This is a genomic window from Rhizobium sp. O111 (assembly GCF_055616315.1).
The window spans coordinates 996,966-1,020,000 of record NZ_JBSHXL010000002.1 but is presented as its reverse complement, the minus strand read 5'-3'; the positions used below and the strand labels follow the sequence as shown (position 1 = coordinate 1,020,000).

The window sequence follows — 23,035 nt, the reverse complement described above, 5'->3', positions numbered from 1 at the left end:
TCCTAGAGTAGGGCGGGGCACGTGAAACCCTGTCTGAACGTGGGTAGACCACTATCCAAGCCTAAGTACTCGTGCATGACCGATAGCGAACAAGTACCGTGAGGGAAAGGTGAAAAGCACCCCGACAAGGGGAGTGAAATAGAACCTGAAACCGGATGCCTACAAACAGTCGGAGCCCGCAAGGGTGACGGCGTACCTTTTGTATAATGGGTCAACGACTTAGTGTAACAAGCAAGCTTAAGCCGGTAGGTGTAGGCGAAGCGAAAGCGAGTCTGAATAGGGCGATTTAGTTTGTTGCATTAGACCCGAAACCGAGTGATCTAGCCATGAGCAGGTTGAAGGTTGGGTAACACCAACTGGAGGACCGAACCCGCATCTGTTGCAATAGATTGGGATGACTTGTGGTTAGGGGTGAAAGGCCAATCAAACTCGGAAATAGCTGGTTCTCCGCGAAATCTATTTAGGTAGAGCGTCGAGCGAATACCCCGGGGGGTAGAGCACTGGATGGGCTATGGGGACTCACCGTCTTACTGATCCTAACCAAACTCCGAATACCCGGGAGTACTACTCGGCAGACACACGGCGGGTGCTAACGTCCGTCGTGAAAAGGGCAACAACCCTAACCTCCAGCTAAGGTCCCCAAGTCATGGCTAAGTGGGAAAGGATGTGAGGATCCCAAAACAACCAGGATGTTGGCTTAGAAGCAGCCATCATTTAAAGAAAGCGTAACAGCTCACTGGTCTAAATAAGGGTCTTTGCGCCGAAAATGTAACGGGGCTGAAGCCATGCACCGAAGCTGAGGATGTGCAGTAATGCACGTGGTAGCGGAGCGTTCCGTAAGCCTGTGAAGGGACAGTCGTGAGACATCCTGGAGGTATCGGAAGTGCGAATGTTGACATGAGTAACGATAAAGAGGGTGAGAGACCCTCTCGCCGAAAGACCAAGGGTTCCTGCTTAAAGTTAATCTGAGCAGGGTTAGCCGGCCCCTAAGGCGAGGCGGAAACGCGTAGTCGATGGGAACCACGTTAATATTCGTGGGCCTGGTGGTAGTGACGGATTGCGTAACTTGTATTCACTTATTGGATTGTGGGTGCAGGGAAGCGGTTCCAGGAAATAGCTCCATCATTATAGACCGTACCCGAAACCGACACAGGTGGTCAGGTAGAGTATACCAAGGCGCTTGAGAGAACTATGTTGAAGGAACTCGGCAAATTGCACGCGTAACTTCGGAAGAAGCGTGACCCCATTGTACGCAAGTGTGATGGGGTGGCACAGACCAGGGGGTAGCGACTGTTTATCAAAAACACAGGGCTCTGCGAAGTCGCAAGACGACGTATAGGGTCTGACGCCTGCCCGGTGCTGGAAGGTTAAAGGGAGAGGTGCAAGCTTTGAACTGAAGCCCCAGTAAACGGCGGCCGTAACTATAACGGTCCTAAGGTAGCGAAATTCCTTGTCGGGTAAGTTCCGACCTGCACGAATGGCGTAACGACTTCCCCGCTGTCTCCAACATAGACTCAGTGAAATTGAATTCCCCGTGAAGATGCGGGGTTCCTGCGGTCAGACGGAAAGACCCCGTGCACCTTTACTATAGCTTTACACTGGCATTCGTGTCGGCATGTGTAGGATAGGTGGTAGGCTTTGAAGCAGGGACGCCAGTTTCTGTGGAGCCATCCTTGAAATACCACCCTTATCGTCATGGATGTCTAACCGCGGTCCGTTATCCGGATCCGGGACAGTGTATGGTGGGTAGTTTGACTGGGGCGGTCGCCTCCGAAAGAGTAACGGAGGCGCGCGATGGTGGGCTCAGACCGGTCGGAAATCGGTCGTCGAGTGCAATGGCATAAGCCCGCCTGACTGCGAGACTGACAAGTCGAGCAGAGACGAAAGTCGGTCATAGTGATCCGGTGGTCCCGCGTGGAAGGGCCATCGCTCAACGGATAAAAGGTACGCCGGGGATAACAGGCTGATGACCCCCAAGAGTCCATATCGACGGGGTTGTTTGGCACCTCGATGTCGGCTCATCGCATCCTGGGGCTGGAGCAGGTCCCAAGGGTTTGGCTGTTCGCCAATTAAAGCGGTACGTGAGCTGGGTTCAGAACGTCGTGAGACAGTTCGGTCCCTATCTGCCGTGGGTGTAGGAATATTGACAGGATCTGTCCCTAGTACGAGAGGACCGGGATGGACATATCTCTGGTGGACCTGTTGTCGTGCCAACGGCATAGCAGGGTAGCTACATATGGAATGGATAACCGCTGAAGGCATCTAAGCGGGAAACCAACCTGAAAACGAGTATTCCCTATCAGAGCCGTGGAAGACGACCACGTTGATAGGACGGGTGTGGAAGCGCAGCAATGTGTGAAGCTTACCGTTACTAATAGCTCGATCGGCTTAATTGTTCTCATTGCTTATGCTCATCAAACAGATGACGCCAAGGCGTGTTCAAGACTAAAAACGAGGCCTAACCGGCCTCACCAGCTTCTCATCGTTGCGCTTCGCTGACCTGGTGGTTATGGCGGGGCGGCTGCACCCGTTCCCATTCCGAACACGGCCGTGAAACGCCCCTGCGCCTATGGTACTTCGTCTTAAGACGCGGGAGAGTCGGTCGCTGCCAGGTCTGCTAAACGCAACATAAAATCTTCTCATCACATCCTCGGCCCACGCCGAAAACATCGGGCCGCGCAAGCGGCCTTTTGCTTTTGCTGGTTCGAACATACAGAATGAAACTTAGACGCACCTGGTCTATAATGGTGCGTCCCTTACAGGAACAAAACCCAAAGGGTTTTGCACTTGGCGCGGGGTGGAGCAGCCCGGTAGCTCGTCAGGCTCATAACCTGAAGGCCGCAGGTTCAAATCCTGCCCCCGCAACCAACGATTCCTGCGATCCGAAAGAGCCCCCACCGTGGGCTTTTTGCTTTTTGCACGCCCTCGTTTGAGCGTGAGCGATGGGGTGGACGCTCCCACTCAACAGCACCTTCGTGCCAGAATGGTCGTGTTGGGACCATCACAGGAGAGAGCGTCCATGGAGAAGGTTAGTATAGTCGGCCTGGATTTGGCCAAGAGCATCATCCAAGTTCACGGTGCCAGTGTTGATGGCTCGGTCCTCTTCCGGCGAAAGATTTCGAGTAAGAAATTGCTCGACTTCTTATCGAAGATTGATCCCTGCATAGTTGCAATGGAAGCATGTGCCGGAAGCCACCATTGGGGGCGCGAGATTGCAAAGCTCGGGCACCAGGTCAAATTGATCGCGCCGATCTACGTGAAGCCCTTTGTCAAGTTATGGCGAGGTGAGCATAACTTCACTAATCACGAGGTCGTCGTAATGCGGAGGAGCGCGGCCTGATCGGCGGATTTTCGCCGTTCTTGTCGATGTTCCTCCGCATTATTTCAGAGTGTGTCGAGCCAGGCGAGCACGCTGGCATCGCGCTTCCAGGATGGCTGGCTGCCGGGTGTGGCTGGAACGGCGACCTTTTCCAGGGCTTTCCGCTTCGTTTCCAGATTGGCCCTGGCATAGTGGTTGGTCGTGTCGAGGCTGACATGACCGAGCCAGCTTCGGATGACCGTAATGTCGACGCCGGCCGAGATGAGGTGCACGGCGGTGGCGTGCCGGAAGGCGTGTGGCGTTACGTGCTTGGCACGCAGCGTTGGCATGGTTTCGGCCGCCGCCTTCACGTAGGCGGCGAGCTTGAACCGGACCCCGGAGGCGCTGAGCGGCTCGCCATAGCGGTTGACGAACAGCCGCTGGTCGGGCGCCCGTGGTTGCCGTTCAAGCAGTTTCCGCAGCAACATCACGGTTTCTGGCCAGAGCGGACAGATACGTTCCTTCCGTCCCTTACCGGTCAAACGCACGCAACTCGGGCTTTCGAACCGGATTGCTTCTGGGCAAAGGTCGAGCGCTTCCTGTATTCGTGCGCCGCTGTTGTAGAGGAACGAGAGCAGCGCATGATCCCGCATGCCCTCAATGGTCGAACGATCTGGCTGAGCGAGGATCGCCGTCACTTCCGCCGGATCCAGATAGCTCGGTTCCGACACCGGAGCGCGCTTGATCGGTATGTTGAGGATTTCCACGCATTGCGCGATCGATCCAGGATCCCTTGTGGCCACGAAGTGGAAGAAGCTGCGGATCGCCGCAAGCCGGCAGTTGCGCGTGCCGATCGTACCGCCACGGTCATGTTCGGCGTGACTGAGGAACGCGGCGACCTCGCTGGCGGCCAGATCGGCCAGCGTGATCATAGCCACCTTCTTCCCAGTACGCTGGGCGACGAACCGGAGCAACAACCGCCAGGTATCGCGGTATGATCGGACTGTATGGATGGATGCGTTGCGCTGCTCGACCAGCCATTCGTAGAAGAACGCGCGCAGCAGGGCCGGGAACCGGTCAACCTTGCTCATGGCCGCATCTCCTGCCCCATGCTGAGGCACGGTGCGCCAACTGCCCGGAACCGCTCATTCGCGTAATGCAGCAGCTCCTGCGTGACGGTGATGTAGACCAATGTAGAGTTGATATCCCTATGGCCGAGATAGGTCGCGAGGAACGGCAGGCGATCCTGCGGGTTGATGCCCGTCCGGTACCATTCCAGGATTCTGTTCACGACCATCGAGTGGCGCAGGTCATGAACGCGAGGGCCCGCTTTTCCTCGCAATGGCTTCAACCCAGCGCGACGTATGACGTCAGAGAGCAACCACGTGATCATTTCCGGCGTGTAGTGACCGTCGCCTCGCTCGTGCCAGAACAAGCCGGAGCGCGCGTCCTGTGATCCACCGGCACGACGCCGTGCATCGACGTAGGCGCGAAGCTCGACTACAACGCTGTCGGGAAGCGGCAGTATCCGAGTCTTGAAGAACTTGGTCTGCCGGACGGTTACCGTACCGTCCCGCAGGTCAACGTCACCAAGATCGAGCCGGGCAAGCTCGCCGCGCCGCAAGCCTGCGCAATAGGCCAGCAGCAGCATTGTGTACATGCTCAGCGGCCGAAGCGGCACCCGTGGAGACGGATAGGTGCGGGCAACCTCGAGCATCCGCCGCACGTCGGCAGGCGAGTAGATATGAGCCTTTCGCCATTGCCTGGCCGCCTCCTTCCTCGGTCTCGGGTCCGGTCGCCGCACAGGTATCGACGGGTCGCGGTGACGAAGGATTTTCGCAAAGACGCGTTTGAGCTTTTCGCATTCCTCCACTTGGTGACGCGTGACATTCGTTGCCGCCCATCGATCAACCATGGCGCTCAGCGGTTCGGCCTCCGGTCCCGGATGCAGCTGCAGGAACCGGTCGAACCGCAAGAGCAACAGGGGCTGCGAAGTGTATTTGTATCCTCTGCGCCGCATCATCGCGACATGCTCAGCCATCATTTCGCCCAGCACGCTGCCGAACGGCCTGGGCTGGCGCAGTTCGGCGAGAGCCTGTTCCGGATCCCGCGACGCCAATGCCCGCCAGATGGGCATGCACTGCTTGATATTGCACGCATCTCGCAGAGCGGTGACGGGATTGCGTTCGATCGCGCCGATTTCCACCAGGCGTTCGAGGAACCGGTCAATGATGCGGGTGCGGTGTAGCCGCGTCGTCGCTGCCCAGCATTCGGCCGATTTACGCAGCCACGCAATCAGCACTTCCTGACCGAGTGCATCGTAACGTTCGGCCACATCCTGGAAGCCATGCAGGACCTGCCGATAACAGGCTCGGCTTTTCATGCTGTGCAGATCAAGGATCGCGACATGGCGGTCAATGATCGCGCGGTCGGGATCGGGCCAGCGGGCGGTCATGCCAGCACCTCCATTCCCGGCACGTCAAGCGCAATGGCCCTGAGGTCCTCGGTGGCGAGCTTGAGGTAGGGAGCCGTCGATCCCGTCGAACGGTGCCCCAGCACGTCGCCGATGACCTTTTGAGGCACCGCGACCCGCAACATCTCAACAGCGCGCGCATGGCGGAAGATATGGGGTCCACACTTACCAGGCGGTTGGACACCAGCGTCACGGAGCCACCGGCGAACCACGCTGTAAAGCTTGTCGAGCTTGCGATAGGGCGCGCGCGTGCGGAGGAAGATTTCCCTGGCGTCCGTCACGGGCCGCCCGGAACGCAGATAAGCAAGCAACGCTTCACCGACCGGCTCCATCAGGGGCAGCGATGTGCTGGCCCGCGTCTTGTGGTGGCGAACATGGATGGCTTCCGTCCGCCAGTCGATGTCCTCGATCCGCAGATTGCGGATCTCTCCAGACCGTAGCCCATATGTTGCAAGGAGTTGCAGGATTGCATGGTCCCGCAGCCCCGCTGGCGTCTTGTCCGCCCTCGCGGTTTCCAGCACCGCGGCGATCTGGTCTCGCTCCAGGATTGAGGGCACTCCTTCATATGCATAAAGCGTCGGAGCTATCACATGCCCTGACAGGTCCGTTGTGACGCGACCCGTGATGTGGAGATATCGCAGCAGCGAGCGAAGCCGCTCTGCGACAGACTTCAGCGAGCAGCGCGTCAGTTTCGGCGCGCGCAGATCCATGTAACGGTCTACGTCAACGACGCTCAGCCCCGCCAAGCCGCCGCTTCCGTAATCGATCTGCCAGGCAAGAAAGTTCCGGGCTTCCCACATCAGCGCTGCGACGCTGGAGCGAGCCAACCCGCGTTCCTCACGCAGCCAGATTTCGTATTCGTCACAAACTGCAAATCGGGCCACATCGGCCGCGCAGATAGGCTCGATTGCTGGCGGCCATTGACCGTGAGCAAGTCGCAACAGCGCATGAATTCCGGAGCGCGGAACCTCGTGCCAGCGTGCGCCGGGACGTCGACCACGCTCCTTTTCGAACTTTACGATCGCGTGCCGCAGGTATTGCTCTACCTGCACGTCGATCACGTCTGCGACCAGGATGCCCCGCTGTCCCAGATAATCGAGAAATCCAGATGCGTAGGTGCAGTAATTCCTCACCACGACCGGGCTGTATCGCTGACTGATAAGGGAGGAATTGAGTGCGGCAATTAGTTCGTGACGGATATAGGGCATTGGCGAGTCCTCTGTTGGTCGATTGACCCGCAGAGGTTCGGCACCGAATAATGCAAAGCAAGCCGATCGGAAAACAGCGAAAATCCGCCGATCAGGCCGCGCTCCTCCGCATTACGACGACCTCGTGATTAGTGAAGCGACAGAAGAATGACGCGGCCGATGCAGAAGCCATCTGTGAGGCGGCGATGCGGCCAACGATGCGTTTTGTGGCAGTCAAAAGTCAGGAGAAGCAGGCTTCAGCGACGGTATTTAAGGTGCGTGACCTTCTCGTGAGGCAAAAGACGCAAGTTATCAATGCGCTGCGTGGTCTGATGGCAGAGTTTGGCATTACCGTTCCGCAAGGCCCCGCGCATGTCGGTATTCTGATCAGTCAAGTTGAAGGGGATTGCTCAAGCCTGACGGAGGCCGCGCGCGCGCCTTGCTTGGCATTGATTGCAACGTTGCGCGCACTCATGGATAAAGTCCGGGAACTTGATCAGGAGATTGGCCGGAGGGCACGACGGGATGATGTTGCCAAGCGGCTGATGAGCATTCCGGGTATTGGACCTGTCATTGCAACAGCGCTCGAAGCTTTAGCTCCGCCTGCAGAGACTTTTACGCGAGGTCGAGATTTCTCTGCGTGGATGGGTTTGACACCGCGCCAGCACTCATCTGGTGGAAAAGCCCGGCTGGGTAAAACCTCCAAAATGGGGCAGCGTGACCTTCGACGACTGTTGATAATTGGGGCAGCAGCGGTCGTTCGCTGGGCATCAAGGCGCGGAGCGATCGAAGGGTCTTGGTTGTCGCGCATGATTGGCAAAAAGCCGCCAATGCTGATCACCGTTGCACTCGCCAATCGGATGGGGCGGATTGCTTGGGCGCTTATGACAAACGGAGGTCGCTACGAGGAGAAAAGGCTAGCAGCATAAGATCACCTCTGGCGGAGAGGACATCTCACCGTCATTGCGAGTGTAGGCAGGTCGAACGAAGGATATGGACAAACGGTCAAGAGACGGGATTAGGAAAACCAGTTCTACCGGACGGCACCTTGAGTGCGCGTGAGCGTGTTGGACCTGATCTGCGAACTCCCATATGGGCCCGCGACGTTTGAGGTCGCAACGAGAGGCCGGACACACGTCAGCACCCGACCACTGTTCAAGACTGAGTGAAGATTTTGCTTGCATTCGAGGGAGCGTCCACACACGTCCGGCGAAGCTGTTTCCGCACGGTCGAGCGAGTGGAGCTATAGGCTGCGTTTTATTTCGCCGGTCATGACGCGCTCGATCATTTCGGGATCGCATTGCTCATAAAGGAGGAACTGTCGGATCCCGCCATCCCAAGTCCTGATATCGGCGAGGAGACTTCGAAGGTCATCAATTCCACTTTCCGTCAGACCCTTCGTGCCATCTTCACTGCCATCGCGCACATAAACCAATTCGCCCTCGGCGATATTGTCCGAGTTGGCAGTCACCTCCTCGACGAGTTCGAGGTTCTCGCCAATCATGCTGGCGACTTCTTTTAGCGTATAGATAAACCTTGATCGTGCCATTACGCGGCCTGGCATCCGTCTCGCGCCGGCATCCAGTTCCAGGGTAGCAGTTGCGCAATTCGATCTTTGGAGTGATCCTGGATTCGGGCCAGGACGTCCTTCAGATAGATTTCCGGATTGTAACCATGGAGTTTGGCAGTCTCAATGATGGTGAGGATATTGGCGATGCGCTCACCGCCCTTGTCTGACCCGGCAAATAGCCAGTTCTTTCTTCCGATTCCGAGCGGTCTCATGGCGCGCTCGGCTATATTGTTGTCGATCTCAACACGGCCATCGTCGATGTAAACGCTCAACGCAGCCCACCGCGAGAGAGCATATCGCATCGCTTCAGCTAGCTTCTGCTTCTGTGGCAGCGTCGAAAGTGTAGCCTCGATCCAGACCTTCAGCTCGTCCAGAATGGGCCTTGCGTGCTGTTGGCGCAAGGTACGCCGCTCATCAGCCGACATTCCGCGGATGCGGTTCTCGATATCGTAGAGTGCTCCAATGCGCGACAACGCTTCCTCGGCAATTGGAGATGGCTTCAGCTTGATCACATCATGGAATTTACGGCGCACATGGGCCATACAGGCGGCTTCAATGATCTGATTGCCGTAAAGCTTTTTGTACCCACCGTAGCCGTCGGCATGCATGACGCCGCTGAAGGTGGCAAGGTGGTCAGCCGGATGCGCGCCCTTGCGGTCTGGGCTGTAGTAATAGGCGACGGCACCGGGAGTGGCGGATTGATACCCACTGCCGTCAAAGACGTAGACCCAGACCCTGCCGGTTTTTGTCTTGCCCCGCCCGGGGTCTAGGACATCGACGGGGGTATCATCCGTGTGTATTCGATCGAGCGCGGCTATATGGGCCCTGATAGCCGAGACGAGAGGAGCTAGCAGACTGGATACGCGACCGACCCAGTCAGCCATTACGGATCGGGAGATGTCTATCCCCAAACGGTCGTACATCTCGGACAGGCGGTAGAGGGGAATGTGATCGTCGAATTTAGCGACCATGATATGGGCGAGCAGGCCCGGCCCGGGTTTGCCGCGCTCGATTGGCAGGGTCGGCATCTCGCCAGCTACTGTCGTATCGCAATCCCTGCAGATCATGCGCTTTTCGACATGGCGGACGATCTTAACCGACGCTGGCACGTGCTCCAACACCTGAACCACCCTGTCGGCCGCCTTCAGGAACGAGGTGCCACCACAGGTCGGGCAATTGCACGGAGCGGCATAGACCAGTTCTTCGGTTGGAAGACTATCGGGCAATGGTTTACGCTTCGGCTTCTCGGATGCGTCGTCCAACTCCGGTAGAGGAGCTTTCCCGGAGCGCATTTCAGCCTCGGCGCGAGAGGCCTCGATCTCCTCCAACATCAGCTCGAATTGCTCGATCTTCCGGTCGATCTTCTCAGAGGAAGCGCCATGCTGCCGATGGCGGAGCAGTTCCAGTTGCGCGCGCAGAAGTCCGATTATGGAGTCGCGCTTGCTGACCTCGGCTTCCTGGTTCTCAAGTTTCGCCGCCTGTTCCGCGACGAGTGCGCGCAAAGCAGTGAGCTCGTCCTGATTGTCCGGCGGCGCTGTTTCCATACCCGCAAATCTAGCTGATTTGGCCCTGGCGCGCTAGCAATATACCCCGGATGTATCTGCAAAATATAGCTTTTATCCCGTTCGACCGGGCGCGGAAGTCCACGCCGGGCGTCGCCAATCAATCCCCTCGACGAGCATCGAAAGCTGCGCCTGCGTGAGGTGCGCCACGCCATCTTTGGCCGTCGGCCAGGGAAAGTATCCGCGCTCCAAAATCTTGTAGAACAGGCAGAACCCCTGACCGTCCCACCAGAGAAGCTTGATCCGATCAGCGCGCTTGCCGCGGAAGCCGAAGATCGCGCCAGAGCCAGGCGCCTCTTTTACGACCGTCTCAACCAGCGCCGACAGGCCATCAATGCCACGCCGCATATCCGTCACCCCACAGGCCAGAAAGACCCGCACGTTCCCAGAAGGTCCGATCACGCCGCCTCCAGACAGGCCACCATCGAGCCAAGCAGCTTCAGTTCAACGTCAATCGGAACCTTCAGGCACCGACCGTTTCGCAGCAGGATCTCAACAACCGCCGACTTCAGTTGCGTGGTCGACGGCTGGCTTACACCAACCTCATCGGTAATCTCCACCGGGAGGAAAATCGTCGGTCGATCAAGATAGCTGAATGACCGCCGCCACAAGCGGATCTGGCCGGGATGAACGTCATGCCGGCGAGCCACGTCACCAATGCGAGCACCGGGTTCATCGGCTTCCGCCAATATCCTCAGTTTGGCCTCGTCCGACCACCGCCGTCTGCGCTCGGTACCGGACATGATCTCCATGCGAACCATGAAACCTCTTTGTTCTGGTATTAATGTCAGCACTAATGCTGGTTCTAAGTCCAGAACATCGCCTGATTTGCTCGATCAGCAAAAACTGCTCACCGGACGTGTGTGGACGCTCCCTCGAATGCAAGCAAAATCTTCACTCAGTCTTGAACAGTGGTCGGGTGCTGACGTGTGTCCGGCCTCTCGTTGCGACCTCAAACGTCGCGGGCCCATATGGGAGTTCGCAGATCAGGTCCAACACGCTCACGCGCACTCAAGGTGCCGTCCGGTAGAACTGGTTTTCCTAATCCCGTCTCTTGACCGTTTGTCCATATCCTTCGTTCGACCTGCCTACACTCGCAATGACGGTGAGATGTCCTCTCCGCCAGAGGTGATCTTATGCTGCTAGCCTTTTCTCCTCGTAGCGACCTCCGTTTGTCATAAGCGCCCAAGCAATCCGCCCCATCCGATTGGCGAGTGCAACGGTGATCAGCATTGGCGGCTTTTTGCCAATCATGCGCGACAACCAAGACCCTTCGATCGCTCCGCGCCTTGATGCCCAGCGAACGACCGCTGCTGCCCCAATTATCAACAGTCGTCGAAGGTCACGCTGCCCCATTTTGGAGGTTTTACCCAGCCGGGCTTTTCCACCAGATGAGTGCTGGCGCGGTGTCAAACCCATCCACGCAGAGAAATCTCGACCTCGCGTAAAAGTCTCTGCAGGCGGAGCTAAAGCTTCGAGCGCTGTTGCAATGACAGGTCCAATACCCGGAATGCTCATCAGCCGCTTGGCAACATCATCCCGTCGTGCCCTCCGGCCAATCTCCTGATCAAGTTCCCGGACTTTATCCATGAGTGCGCGCAACGTTGCAATCAATGCCAAGCAAGGCGCGCGCGCGGCCTCCGTCAGGCTTGAGCAATCCCCTTCAACTTGACTGATCAGAATACCGACATGCGCGGGGCCTTGCGGAACGGTAATGCCAAACTCTGCCATCAGACCACGCAGCGCATTGATAACTTGCGTCTTTTGCCTCACGAGAAGGTCACGCACCTTAAATACCGTCGCTGAAGCCTGCTTCTCCTGACTTTTGACTGCCACAAAACGCATCGTTGGCCGCATCGCCGCCTCACAGATGGCTTCTGCATCGGCCGCGTCATTCTTCTGTCGCTTCACTAATCACGAGGTCGTCGTAATGCGGAGGAGCGCGGCCTGATCGGCGGATTTTCGCCGTTCTTGTCGATGTTCCTCCGCATTATTTCAGAGTGTGTCGAGCCAGGCGAGCACGCTGGCATCGCGCTTCCAGGATGGCTGGCTGCCGGGTGTGGCTGGAACGGCGACCTTTTCCAGGGCTTTCCGCTTCGTTTCCAGATTGGCCCTGGCATAGTGGTTGGTCGTGTCGAGGCTGACATGACCGAGCCAGCTTCGGATGACCGTAATGTCGACGCCGGCCGAGATGAGGTGCACGGCGGTGGCGTGCCGGAAGGCGTGTGGCGTTACGTGCTTGGCACGCAGCGTTGGCATGGTTTCGGCCGCCGCCTTCACGTAGGCGGCGAGCTTGAACCGGACCCCGGAGGCGCTGAGCGGCTCGCCATAGCGGTTGACGAACAGCCGCTGGTCGGGCGCCCGTGGTTGCCGTTCAAGCAGTTTCCGCAGCAACATCACGGTTTCTGGCCAGAGCGGACAGATACGTTCCTTCCGTCCCTTACCGGTCAAACGCACGCAACTCGGGCTTTCGAACCGGATTGCTTCTGGGCAAAGGTCGAGCGCTTCCTGTATTCGTGCGCCGCTGTTGTAGAGGAACGAGAGCAGCGCATGATCCCGCATGCCCTCAATGGTCGAACGATCTGGCTGAGCGAGGATCGCCGTCACTTCCGCCGGATCCAGATAGCTCGGTTCCGACACCGGAGCGCGCTTGATCGGTATGTTGAGGATTTCCACGCATTGCGCGATCGATCCAGGATCCCTTGTGGCCACGAAGTGGAAGAAGCTGCGGATCGCCGCAAGCCGGCAGTTGCGCGTGCCGATCGTACCGCCACGGTCATGTTCGGCGTGACTGAGGAACGCGGCGACCTCGCTGGCGGCCAGATCGGCCAGCGTGATCATAGCCACCTTCTTCCCAGTACGCTGGGCGACGAACCGGAGCAACAACCGCCAGGTATCGCGGTATGATCGGACTGTATGGATGGATGCGTTGCGCTGCTCGACCAGCCATTCGTAGAAGAACGCGCGCAGCAGGGCCGGGAACCGGTCAACCTTGCTCATGGCCGCATCTCCTGCCCCATGCTGAGGCACGGTGCGCCAACTGCCCGGAACCGCTCATTCGCGTAATGCAGCAGCTCCTGCGTGACGGTGATGTAGACCAATGTAGAGTTGATATCCCTATGGCCGAGATAGGTCGCGAGGAACGGCAGGCGATCCTGCGGGTTGATGCCCGTCCGGTACCATTCCAGGATTCTGTTCACGACCATCGAGTGGCGCAGGTCATGAACGCGAGGGCCCGCTTTTCCTCGCAATGGCTTCAACCCAGCGCGACGTATGACGTCAGAGAGCAACCACGTGATCATTTCCGGCGTGTAGTGACCGTCGCCTCGCTCGTGCCAGAACAAGCCGGAGCGCGCGTCCTGTGATCCACCGGCACGACGCCGTGCATCGACGTAGGCGCGAAGCTCGACTACAACGCTGTCGGGAAGCGGCAGTATCCGAGTCTTGAAGAACTTGGTCTGCCGGACGGTTACCGTACCGTCCCGCAGGTCAACGTCACCAAGATCGAGCCGGGCAAGCTCGCCGCGCCGCAAGCCTGCGCAATAGGCCAGCAGCAGCATTGTGTACATGCTCAGCGGCCGAAGCGGCACCCGTGGAGACGGATAGGTGCGGGCAACCTCGAGCATCCGCCGCACGTCGGCAGGCGAGTAGATATGAGCCTTTCGCCATTGCCTGGCCGCCTCCTTCCTCGGTCTCGGGTCCGGTCGCCGCACAGGTATCGACGGGTCGCGGTGACGAAGGATTTTCGCAAAGACGCGTTTGAGCTTTTCGCATTCCTCCACTTGGTGACGCGTGACATTCGTTGCCGCCCATCGATCAACCATGGCGCTCAGCGGTTCGGCCTCCGGTCCCGGATGCAGCTGCAGGAACCGGTCGAACCGCAAGAGCAACAGGGGCTGCGAAGTGTATTTGTATCCTCTGCGCCGCATCATCGCGACATGCTCAGCCATCATTTCGCCCAGCACGCTGCCGAACGGCCTGGGCTGGCGCAGTTCGGCGAGAGCCTGTTCCGGATCCCGCGACGCCAATGCCCGCCAGATGGGCATGCACTGCTTGATATTGCACGCATCTCGCAGAGCGGTGACGGGATTGCGTTCGATCGCGCCGATTTCCACCAGGCGTTCGAGGAACCGGTCAATGATGCGGGTGCGGTGTAGCCGCGTCGTCGCTGCCCAGCATTCGGCCGATTTACGCAGCCACGCAATCAGCACTTCCTGACCGAGTGCATCGTAACGTTCGGCCACATCCTGGAAGCCATGCAGGACCTGCCGATAACAGGCTCGGCTTTTCATGCTGTGCAGATCAAGGATCGCGACATGGCGGTCAATGATCGCGCGGTCGGGATCGGGCCAGCGGGCGGTCATGCCAGCACCTCCATTCCCGGCACGTCAAGCGCAATGGCCCTGAGGTCCTCGGTGGCGAGCTTGAGGTAGGGAGCCGTCGATCCCGTCGAACGGTGCCCCAGCACGTCGCCGATGACCTTTTGAGGCACCGCGACCCGCAACATCTCAACAGCGCGCGCATGGCGGAAGATATGGGGTCCACACTTACCAGGCGGTTGGACACCAGCGTCACGGAGCCACCGGCGAACCACGCTGTAAAGCTTGTCGAGCTTGCGATAGGGCGCGCGCGTGCGGAGGAAGATTTCCCTGGCGTCCGTCACGGGCCGCCCGGAACGCAGATAAGCAAGCAACGCTTCACCGACCGGCTCCATCAGGGGCAGCGATGTGCTGGCCCGCGTCTTGTGGTGGCGAACATGGATGGCTTCCGTCCGCCAGTCGATGTCCTCGATCCGCAGATTGCGGATCTCTCCAGACCGTAGCCCATATGTTGCAAGGAGTTGCAGGATTGCATGGTCCCGCAGCCCCGCTGGCGTCTTGTCCGCCCTCGCGGTTTCCAGCACCGCGGCGATCTGGTCTCGCTCCAGGATTGAGGGCACTCCTTCATATGCATAAAGCGTCGGAGCTATCACATGCCCTGACAGGTCCGTTGTGACGCGACCCGTGATGTGGAGATATCGCAGCAGCGAGCGAAGCCGCTCTGCGACAGACTTCAGCGAGCAGCGCGTCAGTTTCGGCGCGCGCAGATCCATGTAACGGTCTACGTCAACGACGCTCAGCCCCGCCAAGCCGCCGCTTCCGTAATCGATCTGCCAGGCAAGAAAGTTCCGGGCTTCCCACATCAGCGCTGCGACGCTGGAGCGAGCCAACCCGCGTTCCTCACGCAGCCAGATTTCGTATTCGTCACAAACTGCAAATCGGGCCACATCGGCCGCGCAGATAGGCTCGATTGCTGGCGGCCATTGACCGTGAGCAAGTCGCAACAGCGCATGAATTCCGGAGCGCGGAACCTCGTGCCAGCGTGCGCCGGGACGTCGACCACGCTCCTTTTCGAACTTTACGATCGCGTGCCGCAGGTATTGCTCTACCTGCACGTCGATCACGTCTGCGACCAGGATGCCCCGCTGTCCCAGATAATCGAGAAATCCAGATGCGTAGGTGCAGTAATTCCTCACCACGACCGGGCTGTATCGCTGACTGATAAGGGAGGAATTGAGTGCGGCAATTAGTTCGTGACGGATATAGGGCATTGGCGAGTCCTCTGTTGGTCGATTGACCCGCAGAGGTTCGGCACCGAATAATGCAAAGCAAGCCGATCGGAAAACAGCGAAAATCCGCCGATCAGGCCGCGCTCCTCCGCATTACGACGACCTCGTGATTAGTCAAGTTATGGCGAGGTGAGCATAACTTTACAAAGGGCTTCACGTAGATCGGCGCGATCAATTTGACCTGGTGCCCGAGCTTTGCAATCTCGCGCCCCCAATGGTGGCTTCCGGCACATGCTTCCATTGCAACTATGCAGGGATCAATCTTCGATAAGAAGTCGAGCAATTTCTTACTCGAAATCTTTCGCCGGAAGAGGACCGAGCCATCAACACTGGCACCGTGAACTTGGATGATGCTCTTGGCCAAATCCAGGCCGACTATACTAACCTTCTCCATGGACGCTCTCTCCTGTGATGGTCCCAACACGACCATTCTGGCACGAAGGTGCTGTTGAGTGGGAGCGTCCACCCCATCGCTCACGTTTGAGCAACTACGAAGCAGCCCTTCAAGCACGTCCGCCTCGGCAAGGAACGCCGGGTCCTTCTTGCAGGATGCGCGGCGCCCGCGCGTGTCTCTTTATTGCCGAGTTGGTCGTGAAGCGCCGCGATCTCGTCGTGGTAATACTTGGCGAGGTTTGGATGCAGCAGGGGAGGCGGTTCGTCTGCGCCATCGAGAATGCCCGCTCAGTTCCCTCTTCCGAGCTTCGAGCTTGCCGCTGCGCTGCTTGAGCATCTCCACGGGTAGGGCGTCGTTAAGCTAGAGATCCAGGATCTTCTCGTGCTCCCGTTCGACCCGCTTGGGCGGCGTCAATCGAAACGCGGGCTTCCATGCGGGCCTCTTTGACCTCCCGCGTGAATTCTTCGCAGAACTCCTTGAACAGCGCCGGTTCCATCAGGTGCCTGTCGAGCCCGCTCAGGATGCTCGCTTCAAGCGTGTCACGGCGGATATTGAGGCGGGCCAGACTTGGTGAACTCGCGCCACTCGCCGGAATGCCGGTGGAAGCGTTCGTGCAGACCGGAGAGCGTACGGCGCTCGCGTATCTCGCCAAGCCGTTCCCTGACCAGATGGGGCGAGCATTTCGAGAGGAATGATTGGACATTTGCCAGTCAAGTGGCTCTGCAATGGTGATCGCCCCGATCGGGCGGAGGCATCAGACGTCGTAATACGCATCAGTTGGGCTCTTTGAAACGAACTCCAACCCCGCCACCATCGCTCGAAAGAAACAAGACCCCGGCATTTTCCAATGTCATTCGAATCAGCTTCAGGTTAGCGGCTGTGATGGAGGGCACTCCATTCTCGGCCTCGGCACGTCGTATCGTTGAAAGTCCCACACTCGCTGTCTCGGCAAGGTCTTCTGCCGACCATTTAAGAAGCGCTCTCGCCGCTCGTATCTGAGCCCCGGTGATTTCGCTCATATTTTCCAGTTTCTCATTGAAACATTTTCGTTCATATGCAACATTTAGGTTCAAGCGGCCGCATCGGTGTTTTCGCCACCGCATGCGGCCTGCCAAAACCTAAGCTGTCAGGAGCTCGGATCATGGCTGATTCCGACAATAGCAGAACTTTATCAACCGTCACGCTGGCTTGCCGTCTTTCTTCACTCTTCTCATAGCGGGGTAAACGTGGAACTCCGCCAACTATCCCCGAGCCGTTGCCGAGGAGCTCCACTTCGGTCGTGCCGCGATCAAGATGAACATCGCCCAGCCAGCGCTCAGCAATCATGTCATGGCGTTGGAGAGGGAGCTCGGCTGTCCTCTGTTCATCCGCTCCACACGGCGGGTCGAGCTGACGAGGGCAGGGGAGACCTTCTACGATCGTGCTGTCCGCATCCTTAGCGAGATGGAACTGACGACCGAGCTGACACGGGCCGCAGGCGGCAGTCGCATCCGCCAGATCAAGATCGGTACCGTCTATCCAGCCACCATGGGCATGTTGCCCCTGTTTCTTGGCAAGATCGCCCGAAAGTTTCCGGATGTCCGCATTCACATTGCTTCAGGCAACACCGGAGACATTATACGCGGGCTGGAGACCGGACAATTGAACCTCGGCTTCATCAGGCCGGTCGAGAACATCGGATCGCTGCGCTTCTTCTCCGTTGCCCATGAACGCTATCTTCTGGCGGTCGCCGAGAGCAATCCTCTGGCTTCACTGAACGAGATCTCGATCGAGGACCTCCGCGATCAGAAGATCATTGCCTTCAATCGGCAGAACCTCTCCTACACCGAACGGTATTTCAACGGGAAGTTCGAGGAATACGATCTGACCAAGAACGCCGCCTACAGCTGCGACGACACCTATTCGCTGGTCTCTCTCGTCTCCGCCGGTCTTGGCATCGGCTTTGCACCGGAGTGGACGACCGACATCCCGAACCGCAGCTTCGTGCTCAAGAAGGTGAGGGGGATCGACTTCAAGATCGGGCTTGGCATTGCCTGGTCGAAGGAGGATCCGACGGCATCGCGTGATGATATCGTCGAGATCGCGAAGTCGATGGTGCGGCGGGGGTGATGTTGCCTTCACCTCACCGGTAGAACTCAAAACTGCATTGGAAATGATGTCGCATCCATGTTTCCGTAACTGTCAGCAACTGGGCCTTTGCGCGACGATCAGGTTTGCGCATTGCCAACAGATTTCGATGACTTACCGGACAGCTTTTCAGCGTAGGCAGTCAGCAGCCTTGGCGTGTACTTCCGCGCGAACGTGAGGAGATGGCATGTCGAAGAGACGAAGGCTGAACATGAAAGGTGTTGGTCGATTATTTCAGCAAGAAGCTGCCTATAGTGGATCGCGAGACCGGCGAGATCTGCGACGCGTGCAGAGACGCCAGCGTGCCCTGTTTCTCCTACGAAGCGAAGCTCACCGGCGGAGACGATAATTGTCCAATCTCTGCAACTCGAAATTCAAATCAGTCTGCTGACGAGAACGGGATGAAAAGCCTCAATCGCGTGCCTCTGTTCGTCGGCCTCTGGATCCTGGTTCTGTTCCTCGCCGTTCTCGTTTACGGCGTCTCCTCACGTGGACTAAGGTTTGGTTAGCACACCGGTGCGGGTCCGGCGCCCCGGCCTCGACCTTCCCCGATCTGCTGATCCTTGGACGCTTGTCCGTTCTGAAAGCCCTGTCCCGCGACGCCCGCAAGACGCGAAGCTTCTTTGGTCGTTACAACAACAAGCTGTCGTTCGGTCAAAACCATGTCCTCGTCGTCTCGACCGACATCCTGTTCCCGAATGGTTCGAGAATCCTTGAACTTTGTGCACATGCTGAGCAATTCTCCGCCGGTCCAACGCTTCTTGAAGAGCCGGGGCCGTGCAGATCATGATTTGGAGGTCAGCGACGGTTGGGTCCGATTTCCGTCGGGACGTACTTGTCTTGAAGAACGCCGGCAGCCCACTGCGGACCCTGAGACTAAACTGTCGTCACCATGCGAGGAAGCTAGCGTGCATTTTGTGCGCTGGTCTCAGCCAGAAGCGATCCGTGGCTTAAGATGGAGTAATAGCTGGCAGGGGTCTTATTTTCTTGAGACGTCATTTCAGCGACAACCCTTTCGTCTGGGTTTGGCGCATGATTTCCGCCTGCTTGAGCGCCACCGCTGTGCGTTCATGCGCGGCCAGTTGCTGGACGGTACGGATCGTGTCCCAGGCGGAACGTAGTTCATTCTTCTGGGCCGGCTGCATTCCCGCCGACGCCGCCTCGAACGCCTTCCCGTCCGCCGTCGTTGCCGCGAGTGGCAGGAAGGTTCGTTCTCCGAAGCGCTCCGACACCGACTGGGCAAACCCCTCGAGTTCGGCCTTCACTTGTCTGTCCGCCAGGGCAAATTCAAGACCGGCGGGTATATCGTTTCGATCGATGGCGTCGCGCACGCGCTCGAGCACTTGCCTTGCGGACGCGGAGAGGGCAGGGATATCGAGCGAGAGCTTGGTGCGCACCGCGCGCTCCTCCTCCTCATAGCGGCTGGCAGCCTCCGCCCGTTGCGCGATGAAGCCCCGCAGATCGCGGGCAAGGGCTGGCGCGTTGACGAGTGCTGTATCGCGCGCCTGCTTCTCGGTGCTGCCGGCAAACAGGCCAGTCTTGCCCTTCAGCACGCCAAAGCTTTCCGGCCGTTCGGCAATCCGCATAAGCGTCGTTGCCGCCAATGTCCCGTTCGTCAGCATGGCATCGACATTGACCGCCTTGAAAGCGGCCCGAGGATCCGCAAAGACGTAATGGAAGCGAGCAGATACCGCCGACCAGCTGTCCTTCAGGACGGGGTCGGCCGAGAGCCTGTCTTCGACCGCCTGAGCGATCGATCTGGGGAAGGTCGTCGTACCTGAGACCATGGGTTCTACCTCCTTGATTGCGGACGACGTCGATGCTCTCGACTTGGCTCCGCCAAGGCCAAGCTCCACTGCCGCGGCGGCAAGGCGTGCGCCAAGCTCGGCGAGCCTCGACGATTGACGGACGGTCCATTGCAGCCGGTCGTGCGCGATCGTGCGGGCGACATTCATGAGATGGAGGCCACGTGCCTCGGCAAATCGCAGTGCCGCGCGATAGTGCGAACCGTCCTGATAATCGAGCGTCGTTTCCTTCGATCCGGCCCGCGAGAGCCGTTCATGGAGTCGTGCCATCGCCAGCTCCTCGATCGGCACGACCTTCCAGGAATTCCGGTCGACCTCCTTGCCATTTGGAAGCGTGACGCGCTGCGATCCGACGTGCTTGAGGCCGATGCGATCACCGATCTCGGCTTTCGCTTCATTCATCGCCCGCGCGAGATCGACACCCCAGATGGTGCGCTCCTGGTCATCGGCATGGCCGAGCGTCACATAGTAGCTGTCCCGGTTGCCCGGCTTGTGTTCGTAGGGCGCCATGCCATGACCGATCAGCACGCCGCCGCGCCGTTGCGCGAAGTCTTCCAGGCCGACATAGAGTTCGGCCGTCTCGCGGTGGCGGGTCATGGCGACATAGGAGAGATGTCGGTCCAGCGTGCTCGACGCCAGCACCTTGACGCGATCGACGGTGGCGCCCTGGCTCTTGTGGACCGTGGTGGCGTAACCATGATCGACATTGGTGTAGAAACGCTGCTCGACCACGACCTGGCGCCGGTCTCCGCCAATGCCGACCTCAGCGACAATACGCCCTGGCTGGGCCTCGACCACACGCGCCAACATGCCGTTCTTGACGCCCAGCGATCCTTCATTCTTCAGGAAGACAATCTGATCGCCGGCCGCGAAGTGCCTCGTGCCGTCTTGCGTCCTGAACGCATCACCGGCCTCGATCACGCCTCGCTCGACCAGCTTGCCGCGAGCCATCTCGTTCAACAGCCGCACATCGACGCGGCGATGGGCGAGGATCAGGGTCGCCTTGGCCGGATCGTGTTCGCGGTCCCAGTCAGCGATCAGGGAAGCGATAGCCTCGCCCCTGGTCCAGGCGGTCCGAACCATATCGCGATCCGCATAAGCGTCGAGCGCGGCCGAGACGTTTCCGCGCGCCAGATCGAGCGAGGCATCGCGCATCCATTGTTCGCGCTGACGGTAGATTGTCTCGAGTTCCGCATAGCCGATCCGCTCGGCAATGGCGCGGAAGGCGGCCCCGGCCTCGATCGGCTGAAGCTGCTCGGGATCGCCGACCAGGACGAGCTTCGCACCTGATGTCGTCACCGCTTCGACGAAGCGCGCCATCTGTCGGGAGGAGACCATGCCGGCCTCGTCGAGGACGAAGATGGTCTTGTCATCAAGCCGGTCTCGCTGCTGATCCCATCGCAGCTCCCAAGCCGAAAGCGTACGGGAGGCAATGCCCGCTTCCTTCTCCAAACCTTCGGCCGCCTTACCCGCAAGCGCCCCGCCGACCACCCGATATCCGGCAGCCTCCCAGGCTTCGCGCGCCGCCTTCATCATCGTCGTCTTGCCGGCGCCGGCGCGGCCGATCACGGCGGCGATCCGCTCGGGACCAGTGACATGTTCGATTGCCGTCTTCTGCTCATCCGATAGGCGGTCATGCCGGGAAAAGACACCGTTAAGGACCGCTGGCTTGACGGCGTGAGAGGATCGCCGCGACAGCCAGATCGACTGATTGACCATCTGGGATTCAACGCGGATCAGCTCCCGTGTCGTGTACTTCGCCGCTGCCCTGACGCCGGTGACAAGATCCATATGCTCACGTTCGAGCCGGAGCGTCCGTGGGCTCCGCAGGATCCGCGCCATCAGGTTCTGGAAGACGGCCGCATCGTCGATATAGCGATAGAGGATCTTCGCGACATCGCGTTCCTCGAAGACGCTTTTCTCGCGGGTGATGAGGTCGAGCACGATCTCCGGATCGCGCTGGATCCGCCGGGCGTTCTCCGCGCGGCGTTCTTCCTGCAGTTCCAACCGCTCGAGCGCGACCTTCTCCTCCGCTCCCTCAGCTTTCCTCTCGATCGCCTTGGTCCCGACGCCGAGATGGATGGTCGGTGTCAGCTCGATCCCTTGCCTTTCGAAGGAGCGCCCATCGATGCGGATATCGAGACCGGCGAGCGCCAAATGCTGGTTCTGGAGCGCGAACCATCCATCGCGAAAGGCGTTGAAGTCCTCGGCTCCGCCGGCCCAAAGCTCATAGGCGATCTTGCCGGCATCGTTACGGAGAGGATTGCCGTCCGGCCCGAGAACCGCGACCTTCTTGGCGCCGAACCCGTCCTCGGTCAGCGGCCGCAAAGTGGTCATGAGATGGATATGCGGATTGCCGGGAGCATCGTGAAAGACCCAGTCGGCAACCATGCTTTTGGCCGTGATGTGCCGCTCAACGAAATCGCGGACCAGCGCGATGTTTTGATTGGCGTTGAGTTCCATCGGAAGGGCGATGGTCACATCCTTGGCGAGCTGCGCATCGCCGCGCTTCTCGAAGGCCTCGACCTTGTTCCAGAAGGTCTCCGAGGCACCTGAGACCGAACGATCGGCGATCATCTCCCGCAGCCATTGCGGCGCGTCCTCGGGAACGACGAACTCCTCATGCAGCAGCCCTTGCTTGCGGGAATAGTCGATCGTCCTGGCTTCCCGGTCGAATTCCATCTTGGCGCAATGCCGGTAGGCCGCCGACAGCACGGCGCTGCGGCCGGAGCCGCGAGCAACGATGCTGACTGAGAAATGCGGGACCGCCACGACGATAACGAGCTCCTAAGATCGAACACGATCAGACTGTTCGTCGGGAGCGGAGGGCCCCGCCAGGGGCTGAAAGCAAGGCGTCGCGTCAGCGACGTATAATTGCGCCCTTGGATCCGCTCCTTCGGAACGGCGGGATCATTCGCCGAAAGCTGGCGCTTTGGCGAGGTGCAACATTGCACCTTTCCAGCGAGGGAAAATTCGGGGCAAGCTTCAGTTTCATCGGACTGAAAGCCACG

12 protein-coding genes, 1 tRNA gene, 2 rRNA genes and 6 pseudogenes (1 of these 21 running past the window's edge) are annotated in these 23,035 nt (G+C 59.0%); 7 read left to right on the top strand and 14 right to left on the bottom strand.

Features of this window, described 5'->3' with window-relative positions; all coding sequences use genetic code 11:
- The 4 genes and pseudogenes from ACVTFQ_RS24305 to ACVTFQ_RS24290 all read left to right on the top strand — a co-directional run.
- Positions 1-2,396 (top strand): 23S ribosomal RNA (locus tag ACVTFQ_RS24305) (it extends 405 nt beyond the left edge of the window).
- A 103-nt stretch (positions 2,397-2,499) separates the two neighbouring features.
- Positions 2,500-2,614: ribosomal RNA gene (gene rrf, locus ACVTFQ_RS24300) — 5S ribosomal RNA — on the top strand.
- 177 nt (positions 2,615-2,791) lie between these two features.
- Positions 2,792-2,868, top strand: a tRNA-Met gene (locus ACVTFQ_RS24295).
- A 151-nt stretch (positions 2,869-3,019) separates the two neighbouring features.
- A pseudogene (locus ACVTFQ_RS24290) lies at positions 3,020-3,274 on the top strand (IS110 family transposase); the annotation flags it as partial.
- Positions 3,275-3,384: 110 nt separating this feature from the next.
- On the opposite strand, the gene ACVTFQ_RS24285 reads toward ACVTFQ_RS24290, so the two are convergent.
- From ACVTFQ_RS24285 to ACVTFQ_RS24275, 3 genes are read right to left on the bottom strand one after another with little or no spacing between them, the layout of a single operon-like run.
- Complete coding sequence (locus tag ACVTFQ_RS24285; RefSeq protein ID WP_269704331.1) at positions 3,385-4,389, bottom strand: site-specific integrase; 1,005 nt, start codon at positions 4,387-4,389, stop codon at positions 3,385-3,387.
- The gene (locus ACVTFQ_RS24280; protein WP_269704329.1) at positions 4,386-5,753 is read right to left on the bottom strand and encodes a tyrosine-type recombinase/integrase; all 1,368 of its coding nucleotides are present in this window, start codon (positions 5,751-5,753) and stop codon (positions 4,386-4,388) included. The genes ACVTFQ_RS24285 and ACVTFQ_RS24280 overlap by 4 nt, the downstream gene beginning before the upstream one ends.
- A complete protein-coding gene (locus ACVTFQ_RS24275) occupies positions 5,750-6,979 on the bottom strand; it encodes a site-specific integrase (RefSeq protein ID WP_269704327.1) in 1,230 nt (409 codons plus the stop codon). The genes ACVTFQ_RS24280 and ACVTFQ_RS24275 overlap by 4 nt, the downstream gene beginning before the upstream one ends.
- Positions 6,980-7,110: 131 nt before the next feature.
- Between ACVTFQ_RS24275 and ACVTFQ_RS24270 the strand changes: the two are divergent.
- Positions 7,111-7,887: pseudogene (locus ACVTFQ_RS24270) on the top strand (IS110 family RNA-guided transposase); the annotation flags it as partial.
- A gap of 314 nt (positions 7,888-8,201) precedes the next feature.
- On the opposite strand, the gene ACVTFQ_RS24265 reads toward ACVTFQ_RS24270, so the two are convergent.
- The 9 genes and pseudogenes from ACVTFQ_RS24265 to ACVTFQ_RS24225 all read right to left on the bottom strand — a co-directional run.
- Complete coding sequence (locus ACVTFQ_RS24265; protein WP_112946152.1) at positions 8,202-8,507, bottom strand: hypothetical protein; 306 nt, start codon at positions 8,505-8,507, stop codon at positions 8,202-8,204.
- Positions 8,507-10,072: an IS66 family transposase gene (gene tnpC, locus ACVTFQ_RS24260; protein ID WP_470424037.1), complete on the bottom strand. Its 1,566-nt coding sequence runs from the start codon at positions 10,070-10,072 to the stop codon at positions 8,507-8,509. Before tnpC ends, ACVTFQ_RS24265 begins: the two co-directional genes overlap by 1 nt.
- Before the next feature lie 72 nt (positions 10,073-10,144).
- Positions 10,145-10,492: an IS66 family insertion sequence element accessory protein TnpB gene (gene tnpB, locus ACVTFQ_RS24255; RefSeq protein ID WP_470424036.1), complete on the bottom strand. Its 348-nt coding sequence runs from the start codon at positions 10,490-10,492 to the stop codon at positions 10,145-10,147.
- Positions 10,489-10,851: an IS66-like element accessory protein TnpA gene (gene tnpA / locus ACVTFQ_RS24250; RefSeq protein ID WP_112946149.1), complete on the bottom strand. Its 363-nt coding sequence runs from the start codon at positions 10,849-10,851 to the stop codon at positions 10,489-10,491. Before tnpA ends, tnpB begins: the two co-directional genes overlap by 4 nt.
- A gap of 373 nt (positions 10,852-11,224) precedes the next feature.
- Positions 11,225-12,001, bottom strand: a pseudogene (locus ACVTFQ_RS24245) (IS110 family RNA-guided transposase); the annotation flags it as partial.
- An 84-nt stretch (positions 12,002-12,085) separates the two neighbouring features.
- On the bottom strand, positions 12,086-13,090 hold the full coding sequence (locus ACVTFQ_RS24240; RefSeq protein WP_269704331.1) for a site-specific integrase: 1,005 nt from the start codon (positions 13,088-13,090) through the stop codon (positions 12,086-12,088).
- Positions 13,087-14,454: a tyrosine-type recombinase/integrase gene (locus ACVTFQ_RS24235; RefSeq protein ID WP_269704329.1), complete on the bottom strand. Its 1,368-nt coding sequence runs from the start codon at positions 14,452-14,454 to the stop codon at positions 13,087-13,089. The genes ACVTFQ_RS24240 and ACVTFQ_RS24235 overlap by 4 nt, the downstream gene beginning before the upstream one ends.
- Entirely contained in the window at positions 14,451-15,680 is a 1,230-nt protein-coding gene (locus ACVTFQ_RS24230) for a site-specific integrase (RefSeq protein ID WP_269704327.1), read from the bottom strand. The genes ACVTFQ_RS24235 and ACVTFQ_RS24230 overlap by 4 nt, the downstream gene beginning before the upstream one ends.
- A 157-nt stretch (positions 15,681-15,837) precedes the next feature.
- Positions 15,838-16,092: pseudogene (locus ACVTFQ_RS24225) on the bottom strand (IS110 family transposase); the annotation flags it as partial.
- A 560-nt stretch (positions 16,093-16,652) separates the two neighbouring features.
- On the opposite strand from ACVTFQ_RS24225, the pseudogene ACVTFQ_RS24220 reads away from it, so the two are divergent.
- A pseudogene (locus ACVTFQ_RS24220) lies at positions 16,653-16,787 on the top strand (HlyD family type I secretion periplasmic adaptor subunit); the annotation flags it as partial.
- A 78-nt stretch (positions 16,788-16,865) separates the two neighbouring features.
- On the opposite strand, the gene ACVTFQ_RS24215 reads toward ACVTFQ_RS24220, so the two are convergent.
- Positions 16,866-17,111, bottom strand: coding sequence for a helix-turn-helix domain-containing protein (locus ACVTFQ_RS24215; protein WP_113178745.1), 246 nt, complete (start codon positions 17,109-17,111; stop codon positions 16,866-16,868).
- Between the two features lie 220 nt (positions 17,112-17,331).
- Here ACVTFQ_RS24215 and ACVTFQ_RS24210 point away from each other — a divergent pair.
- Positions 17,332-18,201 (top strand): annotated as a pseudogene (locus ACVTFQ_RS24210) (LysR family transcriptional regulator); the annotation flags it as partial.
- 1,013 nt (positions 18,202-19,214) lie between these two features.
- Here the strand turns inward: ACVTFQ_RS24210 and traA are convergent.
- Complete coding sequence (gene traA / locus ACVTFQ_RS24205) at positions 19,215-22,796, bottom strand: Ti-type conjugative transfer relaxase TraA (RefSeq protein ID WP_470424035.1); 3,582 nt, start codon at positions 22,794-22,796, stop codon at positions 19,215-19,217.
- Between the last annotated feature and the right edge of the window lie 239 nt (positions 22,797-23,035).

Excerpts from the sequence above, each read along its gene's own strand:
- ACVTFQ_RS24285 (WP_269704331.1), bottom strand. The coding sequence starts at position 4,389 with ATGAGCAAGGTTGACCGGTTCCCGGCCCTGCTGCGCGCGTTCTTCTAC.
- ACVTFQ_RS24280 (WP_269704329.1), bottom strand. The coding sequence starts at position 5,753 with ATGACCGCCCGCTGGCCCGATCCCGACCGCGCGATCATTGACCGCCAT.
- ACVTFQ_RS24275 (WP_269704327.1), bottom strand. The coding sequence starts at position 6,979 with ATGCCCTATATCCGTCACGAACTAATTGCCGCACTCAATTCCTCCCTT.
- ACVTFQ_RS24265 (WP_112946152.1), bottom strand. The coding sequence starts at position 8,507 with ATGGCACGATCAAGGTTTATCTATACGCTAAAAGAAGTCGCCAGCATG.
- tnpC (WP_470424037.1), bottom strand. The coding sequence starts at position 10,072 with ATGGAAACAGCGCCGCCGGACAATCAGGACGAGCTCACTGCTTTGCGC.
- tnpA (WP_112946149.1), bottom strand. The coding sequence starts at position 10,851 with ATGGTTCGCATGGAGATCATGTCCGGTACCGAGCGCAGACGGCGGTGG.
- ACVTFQ_RS24240 (WP_269704331.1), bottom strand. The coding sequence starts at position 13,090 with ATGAGCAAGGTTGACCGGTTCCCGGCCCTGCTGCGCGCGTTCTTCTAC.
- ACVTFQ_RS24235 (WP_269704329.1), bottom strand. The coding sequence starts at position 14,454 with ATGACCGCCCGCTGGCCCGATCCCGACCGCGCGATCATTGACCGCCAT.
- ACVTFQ_RS24230 (WP_269704327.1), bottom strand. The coding sequence starts at position 15,680 with ATGCCCTATATCCGTCACGAACTAATTGCCGCACTCAATTCCTCCCTT.
- ACVTFQ_RS24215 (WP_113178745.1), bottom strand. The coding sequence starts at position 17,111 with ATGAGCGAAATCACCGGGGCTCAGATACGAGCGGCGAGAGCGCTTCTT.